Source organism: Pseudomonas sp. MF4836, assembly GCF_002018875.1.
GTDB lineage: Bacteria > Pseudomonadota > Gammaproteobacteria > Pseudomonadales > Pseudomonadaceae > Aquipseudomonas.
Genome location: NZ_MVOL01000011.1, coordinates 218,612 through 238,414 on the forward strand (window position 1 = coordinate 218,612; position 19,803 = coordinate 238,414).

Here is a 19,803-nt window from a genome sequence, read left to right on the forward strand (position 1 = left end):
CGGCATGCACTGCGGCCTCAGAAGTAAGTTGTAGCCCCCGCAAAAAACACCCGTCCGGGCACATAGAAATTCGTCGCCCCATCCCGTGGATCTTCATCCAGCAGGTTTTGCACCCCGGCATTCAGGCTCAACCACTTGGTCAGCGCCAGGTTCGCCGTCAGGTCGTAGGTGGTGTACGACTGGGTGAAATCATCACCAATCCCCCGCTGCTTGCCGACATGCTGCGCCGACAGTTCGGTGTTGAGCTGATCATTGACCTGCCAGTTGATGGCGCTGAACAGCGACAGCTTGGGTGAGCTGATCAAGTCTTCACCGGTGGACAGGTTTCGGCTCTCCAGCATGTAGGTGGCGTTGGTGCGCCAGTCCACGGAGTCACCCAATGGCACCCGCGTCGTGCCTTCCCAGCCACGGGTACGCGCCTTGTCGACGTTTTCCAGCATGGTCCACCAGCGTCCCTGGTACTCGCCCAGTGCGGCGTATTCGATCTTGTCGGTGAAGTCGGTGTGGAAGTAGGTCAAGCCGGCTTCCCAGCCACCGTGATCGAAGGACACACCGACTTCCTTGTTGGTGCTGGTCTCCGGCGTCAGGTTCGGGTTGCCAGCCATCCAGCAACTGCCGGAGCCGTACCCCAGGACCACCAGGGAGCCACAGCCACGGCCCCCGGACTCCGTCGCCGCGCCCGCACTGCCCTCTTTCAGGCTGGGCGCGCGAAAGCCCTTGGAGATACCGCCCCGCACGGTCCAGTCGGGATGCGGGTGATAGACCAGATAGGCCCGTGGGCTGTTGTGGTTACCGTATTCGTCGCTGTGGTCGAAGCGGTTGCCCAGGGTCAGGGACAGGTTGTCGAGCAGGAACAGTTCATCCTCGATAAACGCCGCCGAGTAGTCGGCCTTCAAGCTGGAGCCGTTGACTGGATTGCCCTGGTAGTCAACCGGCACGGTGCCGAGGGTGTTGCTGTTGGTCAGTTCTTCGCGCTTCCATTGACCGCCCAGGGTCAGGCTCTGATTGACCAGCCACTCAAACGGCAGATTGAGGCTGCCTTCAACGATTTTTTCTTCGGAGTTGGCTTTACCCCACTCGATGTCGTTCTTGAATTTGTTCAAGTAGGCATCCAGTTTCGTGCTGCCGAAACTCCAGTCACCGGTGTGGGACAGCACATAACTGTCGCGGATCAGGCGCCCGGCACCGAAGCCTTCGCCGATGGTTTCGCCGTAATCGCCGAAGGTCTTTTTCGATGACCATGAGCGCTCGACACCGTGCACCGCTTCCAGGGACAGGCTCTGCTCGTCGTTGATTTTCCAGTCGAGCAAGGCGTTCACGCTGTGGTCCTTGGAACCCCCGGCACCGTCGCCATACATGTAGTCGCCGGCGGCATCGCGCCGAGGCTCGACTTCGTCGGCAGCGCGGCGAGTCACGTTGGCCCCCAGGCGCAGGCCCAGAGAGTCGGTCAACGGGCCGGCCAGGTTGAGGCTGTTCTGGGTGGTCTGGCCGCGATCCGAATCCTTGGGCACGGTGATGTTGGTGCTGGCCGAGCCGCTCCAGGTCTTGGATACCTTGCGCGTGATGATATTGATCACCCCGCCCATGGCGTCTGAACCGTACAGCGAAGACATCGGCCCACGCACGATCTCGATGCGCTCGATCATGCTCGGCGCGATCCAGTTCAGGTCCTGGCGCGCCAGGTCGCGGCGGTAACTGGTGTCGGCCGAACTGCCGACGCGTTTGCCGTCCACCAGGATCAAGGTGTACTTGTCATCCAGGCCGCGCAGTTTGATCTTCGATTGCTCGCCCACCGGGCCGAAGCCGCCGGTCACACCGGGGACGCGGCGCAGCAGGGTGTTGAGGTCGTACACCGGTTGGCGCTCGATCTCTTCGCGAGAAATCACACTGACACTGGCAGGGGCGTCCCGGATATCGGTCGCCGCGCCGTGGCGGTCACAAATGAGGTGTCGAGTTCGGTAACCGCCGGGGAGCTGTTCTCGACAACCTCCTCGGCATGCAGCGTCGGAGCGGCCAGCATGACGCCGGCGGTGAGGAAAAGTGAGTTGAAAAGGCAGGGGGTAGGTCGCATTAAAAACGGTCCTTGTCGATTCAATGCACTGTTACGGTGCACTGAGGAAGGCGCGAGTGTAATGCAAATGAATATCATTTAGAAACAGAAAGAACCTGAAACCTTTCTCGTAGAGCGCTCGGCAACGCTTGCGGCCCGCACTGGCGGGCCGATTGCTGGAGAGAGGGGGGAGTTGAGTTACCCGCGGTCGATCAGCAACGCAACTGACGGATCGCGGGCAAGCCCGAGGTCGATCAGGCTTTTTTGCTACGCGGCAGGAAGATCGCCAAGATGCCGAACAGCGGCAGATACGCGCACAACCGGTACACATATTCGATGCCGTGCGCGTCTGCCACATAGCCCAGCAGCGCAGCGCCGATGCCACCGAAACCGAACATCAGGCCGAAGAACACCCCGGCGATCATGCCGACGTTGCCCGGCACCAGTTCCTGGGCGTAGACCACGATGGCCGAAAATGCCGAGGCCAGGATAAAGCCGATCACCACGCTGAGGACGCTGGTCCAGAACAGATCGACGTGGGGCAGGATCAAGGTGAACGGCGCCACCCCGAGGATCGAGAACCAGATCACCGCCTTGCGCCCGATCCTGTCGCCGATCGGCCCGCCGAAGAAGGTCCCCGCCGCTACTGCGCCGAGGAACAGGAACAGATGCAGCTGCGAACTGGCCACCGACAGGTCGAACTTCTCGATCAGGTAGAAGGTGAAATAACTGGTGAAGCTGGACATGTAGAAATACTTGGAGAACACCAGCAGCCCCAGCACCACCAGCGCGCTCAGCACCCGGGCTTTGGACAAGCCGTGGGTAGCCGCCTGGCCTTGCTTGAGTTTGAACAGCCGCAGGTGGTTGGCGTACCAGCGGCTGATGGCATACAGCACCACCAGGGCAAACACCGCAAACAGGCCGAACCAGGCCACATTGCCCTGGCCATAGGGAATGATGATGGCCGCCGCCAGTAATGGGCCGAAGGCGGTGCCGGCATTGCCACCGACCTGGAAGGTCGACTGTGCCAGGCCAAAGCGCCCGCCCGAAGCCAGCCGCGCCACTCGCGATGCTTCCGGGTGAAAGGTCGAAGAGCCAATGCCGATCAGCGCCGACGCCAGCAGAATCAACGGGAAGCTGCCGACCTGGGACATCATCAGGATGCCGATCAGGGTGCAGATCATGCCCATCGGCAGCAAGTAGGGTTTGGGATGACGGTCGGTGTAGTAACCGACCCAGGGTTGCAGCAACGACGCCGTCAACTGGAAGGCCAAGGTGATCAGGCCAACCTGGGTAAAGGTCAGGCCGTAGCTTTGCTTGAGCATCGGGTAGATCGACGGCAGCACGGCCTGAATCAGGTCGTTGATCAGGTGCGCCAGCGCTACCGCGCCGATGATGCGCATGACTAGGGGACTGCTTTGCGCCGACGCGGGGGCCGAAGTCGCGGCGGACTGAACGTTGCTGATAGCCATGAGAGTTTCCGTACAGCGAATGGATGCACATTTGCAGGTGCGCCAATGTGCCATTTTTAGGTGCAGCAACGCCATCCCCTTAGCTTGCTAAGTACCTATCCTGACCATCTGCCACTGATAGCGTAACGCCATGGTCTGAATCTTGCTCCGGGATTGCTTCCAACCCGCCGCCCTTACAAAGGGGACGGAAAATGGGAAGTATCGCCACAGCGCCGGCCTGATAACGGCTGCACTGGCGAGCTTTTCGAGGCCTTTTACGAGGGCACGGGTCACGGGCCACACCGCCCTGACCGCACGCCAATGGTGCGTAGTGCCCGGGGGAGTTGTCGGGATGCATCTTTTTCTTTCACCAGGCATTCGGCTGCTCGGGCGTTTCGGTTTCGCCCGCAAATTCCAGCTGCTGTTTCTGCTGTTTATCCTGCCGCTGCTGGTCAGCCTGTGGATGATTGGCCAGGACTACCGCGACAAGCTCAGCCTGATCGCCGGCGAGCGCACCGGGGTGCATCAGCTGCTGGCCCTCAACAACCTGGACAACCTGTTGGCCGCGCAACGCGACCGCGCCGCCCGCTGGCGCGCCACCGAAACCAATCGTCAACCGACCCCGGCAACCCTGGCCGCCATGGCCGCCTTTGATGGCGTGCAACCGGCGCTGGACCAGGCCATGGTCGAACTCGGCGCCGCCCTGCAGACCGCCGGTGCCGCGGGCGACACCCTGGCCCGTTTCCAGGCCTTGCAAGCGTCGCTCAATGGCCTGGACTCCAAGAGTCTGAGCAGCGTTGGTTGGTGGCCGGACGGCTACGATCGCTTCACCGCCGCCTTGAGTGCGCTGCAGGCGCTGCGCGAGCAGATCGTCATGGACAATCGCCTGACCCTCGCCCCCTGGCTGGAAACCTACCTGCTGACGCAGATCTCCACCCAGCATGCGCCGGACCTGATCGAAAGGGTCGGGCGCCTGGCCAGCGTCGGCCAGGCGTCGGTGGTTTCCGGGCAGTTCACCCTGCAAAGCCGCCTGCAATTGCGCGACCTGCGCAGCCGTATCGGCGATGCCCGCGACCAGTTGGTGAAGACCGCCGGCCTGCTCGAAGCGCGCCTGCCCAGCGAACTGCAAGCCTGGGCCGGGCACTATCACGACAGCCTCAAGCAGCTCGACGCCGGGCTCAAGGTACTGGACGACGGGGTGTTCGGCGGCAGCATCAACCTCAAGCCGGAAGATTTCGAACGCAGCCTGGACGGCCTGCTGGGCAATCTGGCGAGCCTGCGTCAGGACTCGCTGAATTCCCTGGACCAACGCCTGGAACACTATCAGGGCGCAGCGGTGCGCCAGTTCATCCTGGTGGCGACGGTGCTCGGTGCGCTGCTGCTGGCGGCGCTGTATCTGTTTATCTGCCTGCAGGCCTCGATCCGCCGCAGCGCCAGCGGCATCACCCAACTGGCCGAGGCCCTGCGTGACGGCAACCTGTGCCTGCAAGTGCCGGTGCATGGGCGCGACGAACTGGCCGCCATCAGTACCGCGCTGAATGTGGCGGTGGTGCAGTTACGCAGCAGCCTGCAGGGCGTGGACCATGAAACCCTGCAACTGAGCAATGCCGTGCGCAGCCTTAACGATCACTCAAGCGGGGCCCTGGGCGAGGTCGAAACACAACAGCAGCAGATCAGCCAGATCGCCACCGCCGCGACCCAGTTGGCCGCCACGTCCCAGGGCGTGGCCCAGAGCTGCGAGCAGGCCTCCGGCAGCGCCCAGCACACCCAGCGCATTGCCGCCGACAGCAGTCGTGACAGCCAGCGCACCACCGCGAGCATCCAGCAGCTCAATCAACGGCTCAATGAAACCGCCGCGGCCCTGGGCCGGGTCAGCGAGCAAGGGCAACAGATCCAGCTGGTGGTGGACACCATTCGCGGCGTCGCCGAACAGACCAATCTGCTGGCCCTGAATGCCGCCATCGAAGCCGCCCGGGCCGGGGAGCAAGGCCGTGGGTTTGCGGTGGTCGCCGATGAAGTACGCAGCCTGTCGCAACGCACCCAGTCGTCGACCGCGCAGATTGCCGGCACCGTAGACAGCCTGCGCAGCACCGTCAATGAAGCGGTGAGCCTGATGCAAGCCGCCTGCGGCCAGGCCCAGAGCGATGCGCACGCGGTCACCGGCCTGGGCGAACGACTGGAGGAAATTGCCCAGGCCGTGCAAAGCGTCACCGACACCCTGGCGCACATCGCCACCGCCGTGGAGGAACAGGCCTGCACCGCCGATGAAGTCAGCGGCAATATCCAGCAGGTGGATCAGGCCGCCGTACGCCTGCTGGAAGGCGCCCGCGCCGTCAACCTCGCCGCCGACACCCTGAGCCAGGGCAGCCGCGCGTTGAGTGCCAATACCGGGCGCTTTCAACTGACATAAGCCCGTAGCCGTTGCCGAGCCGCGAGGCTGCGCTGGCCCGATAGGACACCGTGGAATGTCAGGTAAATTACGGCGCTCTGAGGGCCTGAAGCAGCGGCTACGCCTGCGTTATCCGCGCCTCGGGAAAATCCGCCTCCAGCTCGGTTTTCAACCACTGGGTGAACCACGCCACGTCCGCCGACCATTGCCCATTGGGCGTCAGCACGCGGTAGCTCTCCAACTGCACCTGGTCTTCCAGCGCCCGCACCAGGGTCCCGGCCTTGAGCTCTTCGCGCACCAGCACTTCATTGGCCAGGGCGATGCCCTGCCCGCTTTCCGCCACGGACAAGGCATGGTCGTTATTGACATAGAGCACGTCGGAGCCGATGTGGATGTCCAGGCCATTGGCGGCGAACCACATGTTCCACCACTCACCGTCATCGAAGTGAATCAGGTTGTGCTTGAGCAAATCGGTGGGGCTGCTGATCGGCTCGATGCTGGCCAGGTAACCCGGGGTGCAGATCGGGAACACCCGAGGGCGAATCAGGCTCGCCCGTGATTGGGGGTACTGCCCGTCCAGGCCGTAGGCGATCCCCAGGTCACAGTGCTTGGCATCGACCTCGGTAAAGGTCGAATTAGGCTCGATGGCGAACTTTAATCCCGGTCGCACATGGCGCAACGCTTCCAGCCTCGGAGTCAGCCAGCGCTTGGCGAACCCCGGCACCACCATGATCCGCAGCCAGCGCTCGCGATCCCCTGGCTGCAACTCCTGGCCGGCTTCGATGATCAGTTGCAGCGCCTGGGCAACCTTGCGGTGATAGGTCTCCCCGGCGGCAGTCAGGATCACCCCGCGCGAGGTACGTTCAAACAGCTGCACCCCCAGCCATTCCTCCAGCAGCTTCACATGGCGGCCGATGGCAGGCTGGGTCACGTGCAGGGCTTTGGACGCCTCGACATAGCTGCCAAGGCGCGCTGCCGCATCGAAGGCACGCACCGCATTCATCGGTGGCAAACGCTGTTCAACCATGGCCGGGCACGCCCTCTGCTATTAAATTATTTAACAGCTGCTATGTTAAAATTGAAGTTTCGCCCCCGCAACCCCTCACTGATAATCGGCGCAACAGCAGAATAAAAAAAACACCTAAAGAGCCCGAAAAGCGGCTCGCAAAAGACCTGAAACACATCTCGATCCTGCCCAGAAAAATAAAATCCATGGCCTGACGCCACCGCCCTTTTCCGGGCGTTCGCAGGCGATGGGGGAATCGGAGGTTACGCATGAATGCTGTGCATTCGCTGCAAACGCTGGCTGTGTCTATCCGCTCGGTGCGCAAAGTCTACGGTGATCCGCACAGCGGCCCGGTGGCCTTGAAAAACATCGACCTGGACATTCGCGACAACGAATTCTTCACCCTCCTCGGCCCTTCCGGCTGCGGTAAAACCACCCTCCTGCGGATGATTGCCGGGTTCGAGTTTCCGACCCAGGGCGAGATCCTGCTCTATGGCGAAAACATCGCCGACCGCCCGCCGTTCAAGCGCCCGGTCAACACTGTGTTCCAGCACTACGCCCTATTCCCGCACATGAGCATCGCCGAGAACCTGGCCTTCGGCCTTGAGTCGCAGCCCATGGGCAAGGTCTTGAGCAAGGCGCAGATCGCCGAGCGGGTTCGCGAAATGCTGGCCCTGGTGCAGATGGAACGCTTCGCCGGGCGCCGTCCCAACCAGCTCTCCGGCGGCCAGCAGCAACGAGTGGCCCTGGCCCGGGCGCTGGCGCCGCATCCCAAGGTCCTGCTGCTGGACGAACCCCTGTCGGCACTCGACCTCAAGCTACGCCAGGCCATGCGCGAAGAGCTCAAGGCGATCCAGGCCAAGACCGGCATCACCTTTATCTTCGTCACCCATGATCAGGAAGAAGCCCTGACCATGTCCGACCGCATTGCCGTGCTGTCGGAAGGCGAAGTGCAGCAAGTGGGCCGTCCGCAAGACATCTACGAACAACCGCGCAACCGGTTTGTCGCCGACTTTATCGGCGAAACCAACTTTATCCAGGGCACCGTGACCCGGGTCGAGGCCGGCCTGGCCTGGTTCGCCGGCCCGGCCGGGCATCCGCTGCCGGCCCAGCCCTGCAGCGAGGTCCAGGTCGGCGCCACGGTCGCCCTGTCGGTACGCCCGGAACGCCTGCACCTGGTGCCGGCAGCCAGCCAGGGCACACTGCCGTGCCGCATCGAGGCGCAGATCTACCTCGGCACCGACCTGCAATACCAGGTCAGCCTCAGCGACGGGTCGCGCCTCACCGTGCGCACCCCCAACAGCGTCGACCACAGCCAGCGTTTTGCCGTAGGCAGTGACGCCGGCCTGCACTTCGACCGCGGCAGCGCCAGCGTCCTGCTGGATTGAGCACGAGGGTTCGCCATGCACGCTTCACCGATCACTCACAACCTGGAACGTCGCCGGGCCTTGCACAGTTTTCTCGGGGTCAGCCCGGCGCTGCTCGCCATCGGTCTGTTTCTGCTGGTGCCGATCCTGATCGTCATCGGTTACTCGCTGATGGAGGCCAACCCCTACGGTGGGGTCAACAAGGTCCTGAGCAGCGATGCCTACACTTCGCTGCTGTTCGAGCGGCAACTGGACGACAGCCTGGCCTTCACCGATTCCTACCTGGTCATCGCCCTGCGCTCGATCGGCATTGCCGGGCTGACGACCCTGATCACCCTGCTGATCGGTTTCCCGGTGGCCGTATGGCTGGCCATGCAGCCGGTGCAGCGGCGCGGGCTGCTGATCTTCCTGATCACGGTGCCGTTCTGGGCCAACCTGCTGATCCGCACCTACGCCTGGATCCTGCTGCTGCGTAACACCGGGGTCATCAACAACAGCCTGCTCGGCCTGGGCCTGATCGACCAGCCGCTGCAACTGCTCTACACCGACGGCGCGGTGCTGCTGGGCCTGGTCTACACCTACGCGCCGTTCGTGGTGCTGCCGATCTACGCCACCCTGGAGAAAATGGACACGCGCCTGCTGGAGGCTGCCCAGGACCTGTATGCCGGGCGCTTGCGCACCTTGCGCAAGGTGGTGCTGCCGATTGCCAGGCCGGGAATTATCGCCGGTGCAATCCTGACCTTCGTGCCCTGCCTTGGAGCGATGATTGCTCCGGAGCTGTTGGGCGGCGGTACGCGGATGATGCTTGGCAACCTGATCTTCCGTCAGTTCAGCGACGCCCGTAACTGGCCGTTCGGTGCCGCGTTGTCGCTGGTGCTGATGGCGGCGGTGATGCTGGTCCTGACCCTGTATGCCCTGCGCGCTCAGCGCCAGCGCGTTGCCCGGGAGGGTGCATGATGCTGCGTCTATTCAAGCGAAACGGCCTGGGCGTGCAGGACTTCCCCGGCTTTGGCGGCTTCAGTTTCCTGTTCTACCTGTACCTCTACGCGCCGATCGTGGTGCTGGTGGTGTTCTCCTTCAACGCCAACCAGTCGGCCACGGTGTGGAGCGGTTTCAGCCTCGACTGGTACCGCGCCGCCTTCGCCAACCAGGCCTTGCGCCAGGCGGCGGGCAACAGCCTGTTGATCGCCGTCTGCGCCAGCAGCATCGCAACCGCGATTGCCACCCTCGCGGCGCTGGGCACCTCGCGCGGCGCCAGGTTCAAGGGCCTGCAACTGTCCATGGGCGCCATCATGCTGCCGTTGGTGCTGCCGGAAATCGTGGTCGGCGTCGCCACCCTGGCGCTGTTTTCCACCATCGGCCTGTCCCTGGGCTACGGCAACCTGATCATCGCCCATACGGTGTTCTGCATCCCGTTCGCCTACCTGCCGATCCGCGCCCGGCTCAATGACATGGACCTGTCTCTGGAGCAGGCCGCTGCCGACCTCTATGCCGGCCCCTGGCGCACCTTTCGCAAGGTCACCCTGCCGCTGCTGATGCCGGGGATTTTCTCCGGGCTGATGCTGGCCTTCATCGTCTCGCTGGATAACTTCGTGATCTCGATGATGGTCTCCCAGGCCGGCACCACCACCCTGCCGATCTTTATCTTCGGCCTGTTACGCATGGGGGTGACCCCCGACGTCAACGCCGTTTCGACCCTGATCCTCGGCGTCTCGGTGCTGTTCGTCAGCCTCTCTTATCTGCTGGGCAAAAAGAAAACCTGAACCTTCCAAGCACTGTGGGGAAATAGCATGAGCAAGTTGATTACAGGCCTCGGCGCCTCGTTGTTACTGACACTGCCACTGACCATGGTCGGCAGCGTTCAGGCTGCGGAGAAACTCAACGTGGTGAGTTGGAGCGGCTACTTTTCGCCGGAGATCCTCGCCAAGTTTCAGAAACAGAGCGGCATTGAAGTCACGGTGGATTCCTACGATTCCAACGAGACGCTGCTGGCCAAGCTCAAGCAAGGCGGCACCGGCTACGACGTGGCGATTCCCTCGCACCAGTTCGTGCCGATCCTGATCAAGGAGCAGTTGCTGGAGCGCTTCGACCCGATCAAGCAGCCCTACTACGCCAGCGTGGTCGACAACCTGCAACGGCCGACCTGGGACCCGGACGGCGCCTACTCGATGCCGTTTATCTGGGGCACCACCAGCGTGGTGCTCGACAGCACGCGCTACGCGGGCCCGGCCGACAGCTACAAGGTGCTGTATGAGCCGCCGGCCGAGTTGCAGGGGCGGATCAACATGTTCGATTCGGTCAGCGATGTGATCGACATGGCCAGCCTGTACCTGAACATTCCGCTGTGCAGCGAAGACCCCAAGCAGTTGCAACAGGTGCTGGCCCTGCTCAAGGCGCAGAAGCCCTTCGTCAAGACTTACAGCTCCAAGGCCGGCTCCATCCGCGAGAACCTGGCCGCCGGCGAAATCGACATGTCGATGTTCTGGGGCGGCTCGTCGATGCGCGCCCGGGAGATGAAACCAAGCCTGAAGTACCTGTACCCGAAAGAAGGCGTGCTGGCCTGGGTCGACAACATGGTCATCCCCAAGGGCAGCAAGAACCCGGCGAACGCCAGGGCCTTTATCGCCTTCCTCAGCCAGCCTGAGAACGCGGCCATGACCCAGAACTTCCTCAAGCACCAGAGCCCGATCAAGGGCGTCGAACCCTTCCTCGACGCGGGCCTGAAGGATGCCCCCGAGCTGCATATTCCCGAGGGCACCAAGGTGGTGTTCAGCCAGACCTGCGGCGAAGGCGCCATTCGCCTGGCCGACCGCCTGTGGACCAACCTGATGCGTTGACCCCCGACCGCCCCGCTGCGGCGGGGCGCCTTCTTCAAGTCGTCTACAAGGCAGCATCACCATGACTTCAAACCCCATCAGCGAACTGGTCCTGCTGCAGGCCCACGAACTCGCCGAACGCATCCGCCTGCGCCAGGTTTCCTGTCGCGAAGTGATGCAGACCTACCTGGCCCATATCGAGCGCTTCAACCCGGCGGTGAATGCGCTGATTAGCCTGCAACCGCCCCAGGCGCTGCTGGCCCAGGCTGACCTGCGCGACGCAGAGCTGGCGCGCGGCGAATACCACGGCTGGATGCACGGCCTGCCCCACGCGATCAAGGACCTGTCGCTGACCCACGGTATTCGCACCACCCTGGGCTCACCGCTGTATGAAGATTTTGTGCCGCAGCGCGACGGCATCATGGTCGAGCGGATCAAGGCAGCCGGGGCGATCATCATCGGCAAGAGCAACACCCCGGAATTCGGACTCGGCTCACAAAGCTACAACCCGCTGTTCGGCGCCACCGGTTGCGCCTACGACCCGAGCAAGACGGCCGGCGGCAGCAGCGGTGGTGCCGCCGCCGCACTGGCCATGCACCTGGTGCCGGTGGCCGACGGCAGCGACATGATGGGCTCGCTGCGCAACCCGGCGGCGTTCAACAATGTTTTCGGCTTTCGCCCGTCCCAGGGCCGGGTGCCTTTCGATGACAGCAGCGATCTGTTCTTCGACCAGCTCGGCTATGAAGGCCCCATGGCCCGCAGCGTGCGTGACGCCGCCCTGCTGCTGTCGGTACAGGCCGGCTTTGATGCCCGGGCACCGCTGTCCATCGCCGAATCCGGAGCCGCGTTTGCCGAGCCCCTGGAGCACGACCTGCGGGGCACGCGCCTGGGCTGGCTGGGTGACTTCAACGGCTACCTGCCGATGGAACCAGGCATCCTCGAACTGTGCCAAGCCACCTTCGCCGACTTCGAGGCCGTGGGCTGCAGCGTCGAGGCGGCCCAGGTCAACTTCGCCCCGGAGCAGCTGTGGGACAGCTGGCGCACCCTGCGCCACTGGCTGGTGGCCGGCTCCCTGGGCGCGGCCTACGCCGATCCGCTGAAACGCGCCCAGCTCAAACCCGAAGCCTGCTGGGAGGTGGAAAACGGCCTCAGCCTCAGCGCCAGTCAGGTGTACGCCGCTTCGGTCAGCCGCAGCCACTGGTACCGCGCCATCAGCCAACTGTTCGAGCGCTTCGACTTTCTGCTGCTGCCCAGCGCCCAGGTGTTCCCGTTCGACAAAACCATCCCCTGGCCACGCAGCATCCAGGGCGTGGCCATGGACACCTATCATCGCTGGATGGAAGTGGTCATCCCCGGCACCCTGAGCGGCTGCCCGGTAGCCAATGTGCAGGCCGGCTTCAATGCCGACGGGCTGCCCATGGGCCTGCAAATCATCGGCCGGCACCAGGCTGACTTCGCCGTGCTGCAACTGGCACACGCCTACGAACAGGCCAGCCGCTGGTTCCAGCGCTGCCCTTCGCCACTGCTGAGTCGGGGGTAATTGGATAAACGGTTGATAGCGTAGATAAATTTCTTACAAAAAGGCTTGACGCAATGTCGTTCTCCGCGAATAATGCGCGCCACTTGGCTACATAGCTCAGTTGGTTAGAGCATAGCATTCATAATGCTGGGGTCCGGGGTTCAAGTCCCTGTGTAGCCACCAAGTACTAAAAACGGCTTACCGCAAGGTAGGCCGTTTTTTTATGCCTGGAGAAAAGCCCTCGGCTGCTGAAGACGGTCCTGTAGTTTCCGGCCGCCTCTCTCTACGCCACCGCATGCCGCAGTGCGAACGACGCCTGCCCTTGAAGGCACCAGTCTCAACTGAGGGTGTGCCCCTCTTGCTTCGGCATGAAAAAACGCGCGAAGAGTTCGGACTGCGACTTGATGTTGAACTTGGCGTAAATATTACGCCGATGAACCTTTATGGTTTCCGTGGACAGGGAAAGCTTGCCGGCTATCTCCTTGCTGGAGAAGCCACTCAGCAACAACTTGAGTACATCCTTTTCCCGAGCCGTTATTTGCGCACCCAACTGAGCAATGGTGTCCGACCACAGAGGGGGCTCGGTGATGTTTTTTTCCAGGCTGTTTTCAAACGACATGCGCTGATACATCAATGCAATTACCCAGGGCTTGATGATTTCAAGTGTCGCGATTTGCTCTTGGGTGAATCGAACGGTACTGCCAAATGAAACACACAATGTTCTATCCGCATCGAGTTGAACATTGTACTGCGCTTCATCGACGGAAATGTATTGCGCAAAGTACTGATGATAATACTCGGTCTCCAGAAAATGCTCCGGCGCAATATCGAGCATATGAAAGAAGCCACTCTGCGGATCTTCACGATTGGCAATATAAAAGGGGTCCAGCAAATAAAGACCTTTTACATAGCGATGGGTAAAGGCATCCACCTCTTCGGCATCGGCCACTTCAGGCAGGCTAATGACCTGAACTTGCTGGTCGCTGAAAATCAATACCACCCAATTATCTATCTTCACATACTCATTCAATACGCAAATAAGCGAGCTCCAGAACTCCGGACGGTCCAGCTGCATGATCAACTTTCCAATCGACCGGTGCCAAACCAGGTCATGAAGGTCGAGTGACATTGTCTACCCCTTTAGGGTTAGGAATTCATGGGTCAGAGGTAAGTATTTGTAGGTATTTACTATTCGACGATGCCGAGTATATTCAGCCCCTAGCTTACGATGGCCATGAGGGCCTATCGAGTTGACAGGGATAGTCATATGAGTAAGTCGCATTTGCGAGCTATTTTTTTAGCCTCGCTTTTCAGTGCCGGAATAAGCACATCCGTCAGTGCGGTAGAGCCCGCCGTACATCTGTACAACTGGTTCGGGTTGCTGGCGCCGGAGACCCCCAAGGAGTTCGAGCGGGAGACCGGCACAAGAATCAATATGGATGCCTTTGACAGCGCCGAGATGATGCAGAGCAAGGTTATGGCGGGGCGCACCGGCTATGACGTGGTCGTGGCCACTTCCAATGTCTTGCCGGGCCTGATCGAGGCGGGCGTGCTTCAACCACTGGATCGCAGCCAACTGAGCAATTTGTCCCATATCGATCCAGATATCCTGGCCCTGCTCGCGGCCAATGATCCCGGTAATCGCTACGCGGTGCCCTACTTGTGGGGCACCACCGGTATTGGTTATGACGAACATAAGGTCAAGGCTGCACTGGGCGACAATGCCCCAGTAAATAGCTGGGACTTGATCTTCAAAGAAGAAAACATCAGCAAACTCAAGTCCTGTGGCGTGGCCATGCTCGACTCTCCCAGCGAGATCATTTCGATTGCCTTGAATTACCTTGGGCTCCCGAGCAACAGCAGAAACCCCGAGGATTATCAGAAAGCCCAGGCGTTGCTATTAAAAATCCGTCCTTACATTCTCTATTTCGACTCTTCGAGAATCGATGCCGACCTGGCGGATGGCAATATCTGCGCAGTCGTGGGCTGGGCCAATGGTGCCCTTGCGGCGCAGGCCATCAATGAGAAGTCCAACACGGGGCGCAAGATTGCCTACAGCCTTCCTCGCGAAGGCGCACTGGTCTGGTCGGAAAACCTGGTGCTGCTCAAAGACGCTCCGCACCCCAAGGAAGGCATGGCGTTTATCAATTACATGCTGCGCCCCAATGTTATTGCCAAGACTTCAAATCACACGCTGTACCCTAATGCCAATAAAGACGCCTCTGAGTTTGTTGAGCAGAAGTTGCGAGACAACCCCTGGATCTATCCAGACAAGAACACTATCGCCACACTTATTCCACTTGAGCCGCTGCCATTGAAGTTGGAGCGAATTCGCACTCGCGTATGGACCAAGGTCAAGAGCGGCACTTGATCTGGCCTGGTTATTACTGATTGCGCCTCTGCTCCCTCACACGGCGTGAGGGAGCAGAGGCTATATAAAGAATCAAAAGTCTGCGCGGTGCAGCTAGTCATTGGCAGGCCGAGTACCACACTCGGCACAACTAAGTGACTATCCGCCGCTGTCGCGCGGTGGCCGGCGTTTATAGGCAGCACACGTAATCAGGCAGGGAGCAGCCGAATGACAACGGCGTTGTCATCGAGGTCCCAGGGAAGGAGAAAATCATGTGCCGAGGCGATTGCCAGCGCAACGTGGAGTCGGACGATTACAAAGCGTACAAGGAAATCGAAGAGCAAATCGGTCACTGCTCGCCCGAACAAGCCTGGGCCATGTATTACGTCTCGGCCGGGCTGGTGCGTGAGCACATTGCGCTGGCGGTGATGGAACACATCACCCGGGGCAACAAGGCGCTGCTGCTTGAATTCCCTGAACTGGCCCAGGCTGAAAAAGAGCGAACACGCGTCGAGCTCACCCGAATCAAAAACGTCTTCAGCGCCAAAGAGTCACCCATGGCTGATGAGAAACGCTTTCTGCAAACGGTCCAATCGCTGCACCGACGCCGTTATCAAGGCTGAGCAAGAGCACGTCGATCACCACTTGGCAGCCTCCCGGCAACCAGCCGGACGGGCAATGCCCGTTGTCGACGAGTGCCCGGGATCAACGCTGCGCGAGTCGGAGCGGGCCCGCCCATTATCGTGAACCCGCTGCATCGACGCTGGGTTTGGCTACATCGACCACTTCACAGTGAACATCAGGTTGCGCGGGTCACCGAACAGGTTGGCCCCGGCCGAGTTGCTGATGCTCTGGTAATAGCGCTTATCGAACACGTTGTTCATGTTCGCTTGTACTTTGAGGTTGTCGGTCAGGCGGTAGCTGGTCATCAGGTCGGTGATGCTGTAACCGCCCTGCTTGACGTTGAAGCTGGTGTAGGTCCGGCTTTGCGACCTGAAGGCGCCCCCGACGGTCCACCTGTCCAATGCACCAGACAGTTGGTAACTGGTGGCCAGCTTGAACAGGTTGTAGGGGCTGTCGCTGTCGTAGCGATCGCCTTTTTGCGCCTGATCGACACCCTTCACATACTCGGCCGCCGCGTAGGTGTAGCCGGCGGAGGCCTGCCAGCCCGGCGCCACCGCACCAGACAGCTCGAACTCGATACCCCGGGTGCGGACTTCGCCACTGGCTTCATAACAGGCATCCTGGCCCTGCAGGCACTGGCTGAAGGCGAGGGATTTGGCCAGGTTTTCCTGATTGAGCTGGAAGATCGCCGCGCTGGCATTGAGTGCGCCGTCGAAGTACTCGGCCTTCAGGCCCGTTTCAAGATTGGTCCCGGTGACCGGCTCAAGAATCCCGCCCGATGAGTCTTCGTACTCTTGCGGCTGAAAGATCCGGGTCCAGCTGGCGTACACCGAATAGGTGTCGTTGAGGTCATAAATCACCCCGGCATAGGGCGTCAGCTCACGGGTCGCCTTGTAGGGCTCGCCAAAGGCATAGGTGCCGGACACGGTTTTTATATCGTGCTCGTACCAGTCCAGCCGCGAACCGAGAATCAGCTTCAGGTCATCGCGCAGATTGAAGCGCAGCGCCGCATAGGTGCTGGTCTGATCCACCAGCCCCTTGCGCGACCAGTTGTAGACGATCTGCGGCTTGGGCACCGCCTTGTAGTCAAAATTCAGCGGGTCGACGAGGTAGTTGAAGTTCTCGTCCGGGCCGCCGCCAGGCCCGTCATGGGTGTCTTCGCGGCGATAGCTGGCACCCACCACCAGTTCATGGGTTGCGCCGAACAGGCTGAAGGGCCCGCGGGCATATCCATCGATGCTTTTCTGAGTGTGCTCATAGCTGTAGCGACCGGCGTTGAGATGCAGGGTGTCGGTGGCGTCACGGTAGAAACTGCCTCCGAGCATTTCCAGGTTGCTCTTGAGCCACGTGGTGTTGACCCGCAGCTTCCAGTCGTTATCGAAGCGATGCTCGACTTCGGCGAACAGGCTCTGGTTCTTTTTATCCCAGTAGGTCCAGGTCGGCGTCAGTCGGGAGGAACGGCTCAGGGGCAGGAAACCGCCGTCGACCTGGGTCGGCAAACCATTCCAGTCTGCACCGGGATTGTCCTCGCGGTTGTAGTAGCCGCCCAGGGTCAGGGTGGTGGCTTCGGACAGGTCGAACTCGCTGATGCCGTATAGCAACTGGCGCTTGCTGCTGTAGGAGTCCGTGAAGCTGTTTTTGTCCTGGAAGGCCGCGACCACCCGACCGCGGACAGTCCCGGCCTGGTTGAGCTTGCTGCTGGCGTCGATCTCGGTCCGATAGTTGTCCCAGGAACCGGCCCCGGCAGTGATCGATACCTGCGGCTCGACAGTCGGGCGCTTGCGCACCAGGTTCAAGGTCCCGGAAGGGTTGCCCGAGCCCACCATCAACCCCGAGGCGCCGCGTACCACTTCCACGCGGTCGAACATGGCCAGGGTCGAGGTGCCCAGGGTGTCGCTGTCGTAAGCGATGGGCAGGCCGTCGATCATGATGTTTTCGACGGCGCTGCCGCGGGAGTAGAACTCCGGGCGCTCGCCACCGGTTCGGCGCAGGGTCAGGCCGGGGGTGTTGGTGGAGATGTCCTCCAGGCTCTGCATATTCTGGTCGTCCATGCGCTGGCGAGTGACGACGGTCACTGACTGCGGCGTTTCCCGTGCCGAGGCCTGAAACTTGGTGGCGCTGCTCATGCTGCCCGTGGTGTAGGAACCGGTGTTCTCGGTCACCTCGCCCAAGGCCTGGCCAACCACGCTGGTGGCCCCCAGTTGCAGCGTATCGCCGCTGACTGCGGACTCCAGAGTCAGGGTGCCATTGGCGGTGACTCGCAGTTGCAGGCTGCTGCCCCGCAGCGCCTGCTGTACCGCGGCTTCGGGGCTGAAATCACCACGCACCGCGGCACCGCTCTTGCCGCGCACCAGGGCCGGGTCGGCGACGATACTGCGAGCACTTTGCCGGGCGATCTGGCGCAGGGTCTGTTCCATCGGGCCGGGCGCGATGTCGTAGTGGGCAATGGCCTCGGCAGCAGTGGCCGCCTGGCTGGCCAGGGCCGTGGCAGCGCCGGTGCACGCCAGGGCGATGGCCGTGGCCAGGGTGGCGGGACGCAAGAATGTCGGACACATGTTCAAGGGGTTCCTCGCTGAAATGAGTGGGCACTTGCTGATATGTCCAGCCAGTTGGAAAAAGCCCTCATCCCATCGAGATTTTTTTTGCAGGGGTCACGCAAGGTCGATCAGGGTCAGCGGACCGTATTGGCTGACCGTGATTGGCAGCACCTGCGCCAGCGATTGCAGGGCACGGTCACTGTCGTCCAGGCTGAACACGCCGAAGACCCGCAGACGCGACGCCGCCTCGGATATCCGCAGCAGGCCATAGCGATAGGGCCGCAGCGCCTCGATCACCGAGCCTAGCGATTCATTTTCAACCTCGAGCCGGCCGGTGACCCAGGCATCGGTCTGGTGCTGATTACCCGGCAGGGCCAGCAGCCGGTCGTGGGAAAAACGCAACGCCCCACCCTCGTTCACCAGCGCCTGCTGGCCGACGAGATTGGTCACCCGAACGCTGTGTTGCTGCACGCCGACCAGGCTTTCCTGTTGCAGTTGGCGCACGCTGAAACACGTACCCAGCGCCTGCACCGAGCCCTGGGCCGTCACGACCTGCAATGGCCGCAGCGGGTCGGTCGCCACCTGGATCCGCAACTCGCCCTGATGCAGGCGCAGACGGCGCGCCGTGGCGCTGAAGTCCAGATCCACCGTAGTCCGTGCGTTCAACAGCAACACGCTGCCATCGGGCAGGGTCAGTTGCTTGCGTTCGGCGGTGCCGCTGTAGATATCGCTCACCAGTCCCTGTAACGGCATGCGCCGCTGGAGCGTGATCGAAGTGCCCAGGCCAAGGAGCAGCGCCAATGCAGAGCCATTGCGCAACAGGCGCCGGCGTTCGAGGGAGACACCCGAAGAACGCAACGCCTGGGTCGCGGCGCGCGCACTGCCGGGCAGCGAGCGGTCAGCCTGCACCACCGGCGTGAACGCCGGAGCCAGCGCGCCGTTGAGGGATTCCCAGGCCAGGCGATGGCCGGCATCGGCCGCCAGCCAGCCTTCGAACGCTGCTCGGTCACGGGCTTTGGCGCTGCCGGAATCCAGAAGCACCATCCAGTCGATGGCGGCTTTCAGGACTGGCGTCAGTTCAGCATGGGAGCGGCTCATGCCGGGCTCGATCCCATCTGGACCAGGTAGCACTGGGTCACCGCGCGTTTTATCCAGCGCTCGATGCTGGCCACCGATGCCCCCAGCTCAGAGGCAATCTGCTGATGGGTCATGCCTTCCAGACGGTTGAGCAAAAATGCGTGGCGTACCCGGGCCGGCAAACCGTCGAGCATGGCGTCGATGGACTCGAGAGCTTCACGCAACAGCGCCAACTCCTCCTCGGACGGTGAGCAATCTCCCGGCAGGCTGGCCAAGGCCTGCAAGTAGCTGCGCTCCAGCTCGCCGCGCCGCCAGAACGTGCACAGCACCCGCTTGGCGATCACGCACAAAAATGCCCGGGGCTCTTCAATCTGTTCAAGCCGGGAGGACTTCCAACTGCGCACAAACGTGTCGTGCGTCAGGTCTTGCGCATCGGCATGGCAATCCAGGCGCCGGCGCAGCCAGCGTTCAAGCCACTGATGATTCTGCGCGTACAGAAGCTGGAAAGGATCTTGGGGAGGAGCGCGAAAGTCGGCCATGCGAATCATGCACTAATGGTAATTGTTCTCATTCTTGTTGTTTGGATGTCAATTTGCAAGGCACGAGTATCAGCACCC

Annotated in this window: 15 protein-coding genes and 1 tRNA gene; 9 read left to right on the top strand and 7 right to left on the bottom strand. The window is 61.6% G+C overall.

Annotated elements, in window-relative coordinates:
- Nucleotides 1-17 precede the first annotated feature (17 nt).
- Together MF4836_RS24535 and MF4836_RS24540 are read right to left on the bottom strand one after the other, a co-directional pair.
- Nucleotides 18-1,886 carry a TonB-dependent receptor domain-containing protein gene (locus MF4836_RS24535; protein WP_238596187.1) on the bottom strand — a complete coding sequence of 623 codons (1,869 nt, stop codon included), beginning with the start codon at nt 1,884-1,886 and terminating at the stop codon, nt 18-20.
- Nucleotides 1,887-2,304: 418 nt separating this feature from the next.
- Nucleotides 2,305-3,522: an MFS transporter gene (locus MF4836_RS24540; RefSeq protein WP_078472450.1), complete on the bottom strand. Its 1,218-nt coding sequence runs from the start codon at nt 3,520-3,522 to the stop codon at nt 2,305-2,307.
- A 331-nt stretch (nt 3,523-3,853) separates the two neighbouring features.
- On the opposite strand from MF4836_RS24540, the gene MF4836_RS24545 reads away from it, so the two are divergent.
- Nucleotides 3,854-5,911 carry a methyl-accepting chemotaxis protein gene (locus tag MF4836_RS24545; protein WP_078472451.1) on the top strand — a complete coding sequence of 686 codons (2,058 nt, stop codon included), beginning with the start codon at nt 3,854-3,856 and terminating at the stop codon, nt 5,909-5,911.
- 97 nt (nt 5,912-6,008) lie between these two features.
- On the opposite strand, the gene MF4836_RS24550 is transcribed toward MF4836_RS24545, so the two are convergent.
- On the bottom strand, nt 6,009-6,917 hold the full coding sequence (locus MF4836_RS24550; protein ID WP_078472452.1) for a LysR substrate-binding domain-containing protein: 909 nt from the start codon (nt 6,915-6,917) through the stop codon (nt 6,009-6,011).
- A gap of 248 nt (nt 6,918-7,165) precedes the next feature.
- Between MF4836_RS24550 and MF4836_RS24555 the strand changes: the two genes are divergently transcribed.
- The 6 genes from MF4836_RS24555 (at nt 7,166) to MF4836_RS24580 (ending at nt 12,781) form a co-directional block, all read left to right on the top strand.
- Nucleotides 7,166-8,284: an ABC transporter ATP-binding protein gene (locus MF4836_RS24555; protein ID WP_078472453.1), complete on the top strand. Its 1,119-nt coding sequence runs from the start codon at nt 7,166-7,168 to the stop codon at nt 8,282-8,284.
- A 15-nt stretch (nt 8,285-8,299) separates the two neighbouring features.
- Nucleotides 8,300-9,220, top strand: a complete 921-nt coding sequence (locus MF4836_RS24560; RefSeq protein WP_078472454.1) for an ABC transporter permease — start codon at nt 8,300-8,302, stop codon at nt 9,218-9,220.
- Nucleotides 9,217-10,026, top strand: coding sequence for an ABC transporter permease (locus MF4836_RS24565; RefSeq protein ID WP_078472455.1), 810 nt, complete (start codon nt 9,217-9,219; stop codon nt 10,024-10,026). Before MF4836_RS24560 ends, MF4836_RS24565 begins: the two co-directional genes overlap by 4 nt.
- Before the next feature lie 27 nt (nt 10,027-10,053).
- Complete coding sequence (locus tag MF4836_RS24570; RefSeq protein WP_078472456.1) at nt 10,054-11,100, top strand: ABC transporter substrate-binding protein; 1,047 nt, start codon at nt 10,054-10,056, stop codon at nt 11,098-11,100.
- A 61-nt stretch (nt 11,101-11,161) separates the two neighbouring features.
- The gene (locus MF4836_RS24575) at nt 11,162-12,619 is read left to right on the top strand and encodes an amidase (RefSeq protein ID WP_078472457.1); all 1,458 of its coding nucleotides are present in this window, start codon (nt 11,162-11,164) and stop codon (nt 12,617-12,619) included.
- Nucleotides 12,620-12,704: 85 nt separating this feature from the next.
- Nucleotides 12,705-12,781: transfer RNA gene (locus MF4836_RS24580), tRNA-Met, on the top strand.
- Nucleotides 12,782-12,935: 154 nt separating this feature from the next.
- Here MF4836_RS24580 and MF4836_RS24585 read toward each other — a convergent pair.
- A complete protein-coding gene (locus MF4836_RS24585) occupies nt 12,936-13,727 on the bottom strand; it encodes a response regulator transcription factor (RefSeq protein WP_078472458.1) in 792 nt (263 codons plus the stop codon).
- Between the two features lie 138 nt (nt 13,728-13,865).
- Between MF4836_RS24585 and MF4836_RS24590 the strand changes: the two genes are divergently transcribed.
- Both MF4836_RS24590 and MF4836_RS35885 read left to right on the top strand, forming a co-directional pair.
- Nucleotides 13,866-14,969 (top strand): polyamine ABC transporter substrate-binding protein, encoded by a 1,104-nt coding sequence (locus MF4836_RS24590; RefSeq protein ID WP_078472459.1) that lies wholly within the window; start codon nt 13,866-13,868, stop codon nt 14,967-14,969.
- Between the two features lie 251 nt (nt 14,970-15,220).
- Nucleotides 15,221-15,571, top strand: coding sequence for a hypothetical protein (locus MF4836_RS35885; protein WP_238596188.1), 351 nt, complete (start codon nt 15,221-15,223; stop codon nt 15,569-15,571).
- Between the two features lie 150 nt (nt 15,572-15,721).
- Here the strand turns inward: MF4836_RS35885 and MF4836_RS24600 are convergent, their stop codons facing one another.
- From MF4836_RS24600 to MF4836_RS24610, 3 genes are all read right to left on the bottom strand, one after another.
- Nucleotides 15,722-18,127 (bottom strand): TonB-dependent siderophore receptor, encoded by a 2,406-nt coding sequence (locus tag MF4836_RS24600; protein ID WP_078472460.1) that lies wholly within the window; start codon nt 18,125-18,127, stop codon nt 15,722-15,724.
- Nucleotides 18,128-18,223: 96 nt separating this feature from the next.
- A complete protein-coding gene (locus tag MF4836_RS24605) occupies nt 18,224-19,207 on the bottom strand; it encodes a FecR family protein (RefSeq protein WP_078472461.1) in 984 nt (327 codons plus the stop codon).
- On the bottom strand, nt 19,204-19,734 hold the full coding sequence (locus MF4836_RS24610; protein ID WP_020297670.1) for a sigma-70 family RNA polymerase sigma factor: 531 nt from the start codon (nt 19,732-19,734) through the stop codon (nt 19,204-19,206). Before MF4836_RS24610 ends, MF4836_RS24605 begins: the two co-directional genes overlap by 4 nt.
- Nucleotides 19,735-19,803: the final 69 nt, after the last annotated feature.

Coding starts and splice junctions, on each gene's coding strand:
- MF4836_RS24565 (WP_078472455.1), top strand. CDS start 9,217: ATGATGCTGCGTCTATTCAAGCGAAACGGCCTGGGCGTGCAGGACTTC.
- MF4836_RS24545 (WP_078472451.1), top strand. CDS start 3,854: ATGCATCTTTTTCTTTCACCAGGCATTCGGCTGCTCGGGCGTTTCGGT.
- MF4836_RS24570 (WP_078472456.1), top strand. CDS start 10,054: ATGAGCAAGTTGATTACAGGCCTCGGCGCCTCGTTGTTACTGACACTG.
- MF4836_RS24600 (WP_078472460.1), bottom strand. CDS start 18,127: ATGTGTCCGACATTCTTGCGTCCCGCCACCCTGGCCACGGCCATCGCC.
- MF4836_RS24555 (WP_078472453.1), top strand. CDS start 7,166: ATGAATGCTGTGCATTCGCTGCAAACGCTGGCTGTGTCTATCCGCTCG.
- MF4836_RS24605 (WP_078472461.1), bottom strand. CDS start 19,207: ATGAGCCGCTCCCATGCTGAACTGACGCCAGTCCTGAAAGCCGCCATC.
- MF4836_RS24550 (WP_078472452.1), bottom strand. CDS start 6,917: ATGGTTGAACAGCGTTTGCCACCGATGAATGCGGTGCGTGCCTTCGAT.
- MF4836_RS24610 (WP_020297670.1), bottom strand. CDS start 19,734: ATGATTCGCATGGCCGACTTTCGCGCTCCTCCCCAAGATCCTTTCCAG.
- MF4836_RS24560 (WP_078472454.1), top strand. CDS start 8,300: ATGCACGCTTCACCGATCACTCACAACCTGGAACGTCGCCGGGCCTTG.
- MF4836_RS24575 (WP_078472457.1), top strand. CDS start 11,162: ATGACTTCAAACCCCATCAGCGAACTGGTCCTGCTGCAGGCCCACGAA.
- MF4836_RS24590 (WP_078472459.1), top strand. CDS start 13,866: ATGAGTAAGTCGCATTTGCGAGCTATTTTTTTAGCCTCGCTTTTCAGT.
- MF4836_RS24585 (WP_078472458.1), bottom strand. CDS start 13,727: ATGTCACTCGACCTTCATGACCTGGTTTGGCACCGGTCGATTGGAAAG.
- MF4836_RS35885 (WP_238596188.1), top strand. CDS start 15,221: ATGTGCCGAGGCGATTGCCAGCGCAACGTGGAGTCGGACGATTACAAA.
- MF4836_RS24540 (WP_078472450.1), bottom strand. CDS start 3,522: ATGGCTATCAGCAACGTTCAGTCCGCCGCGACTTCGGCCCCCGCGTCG.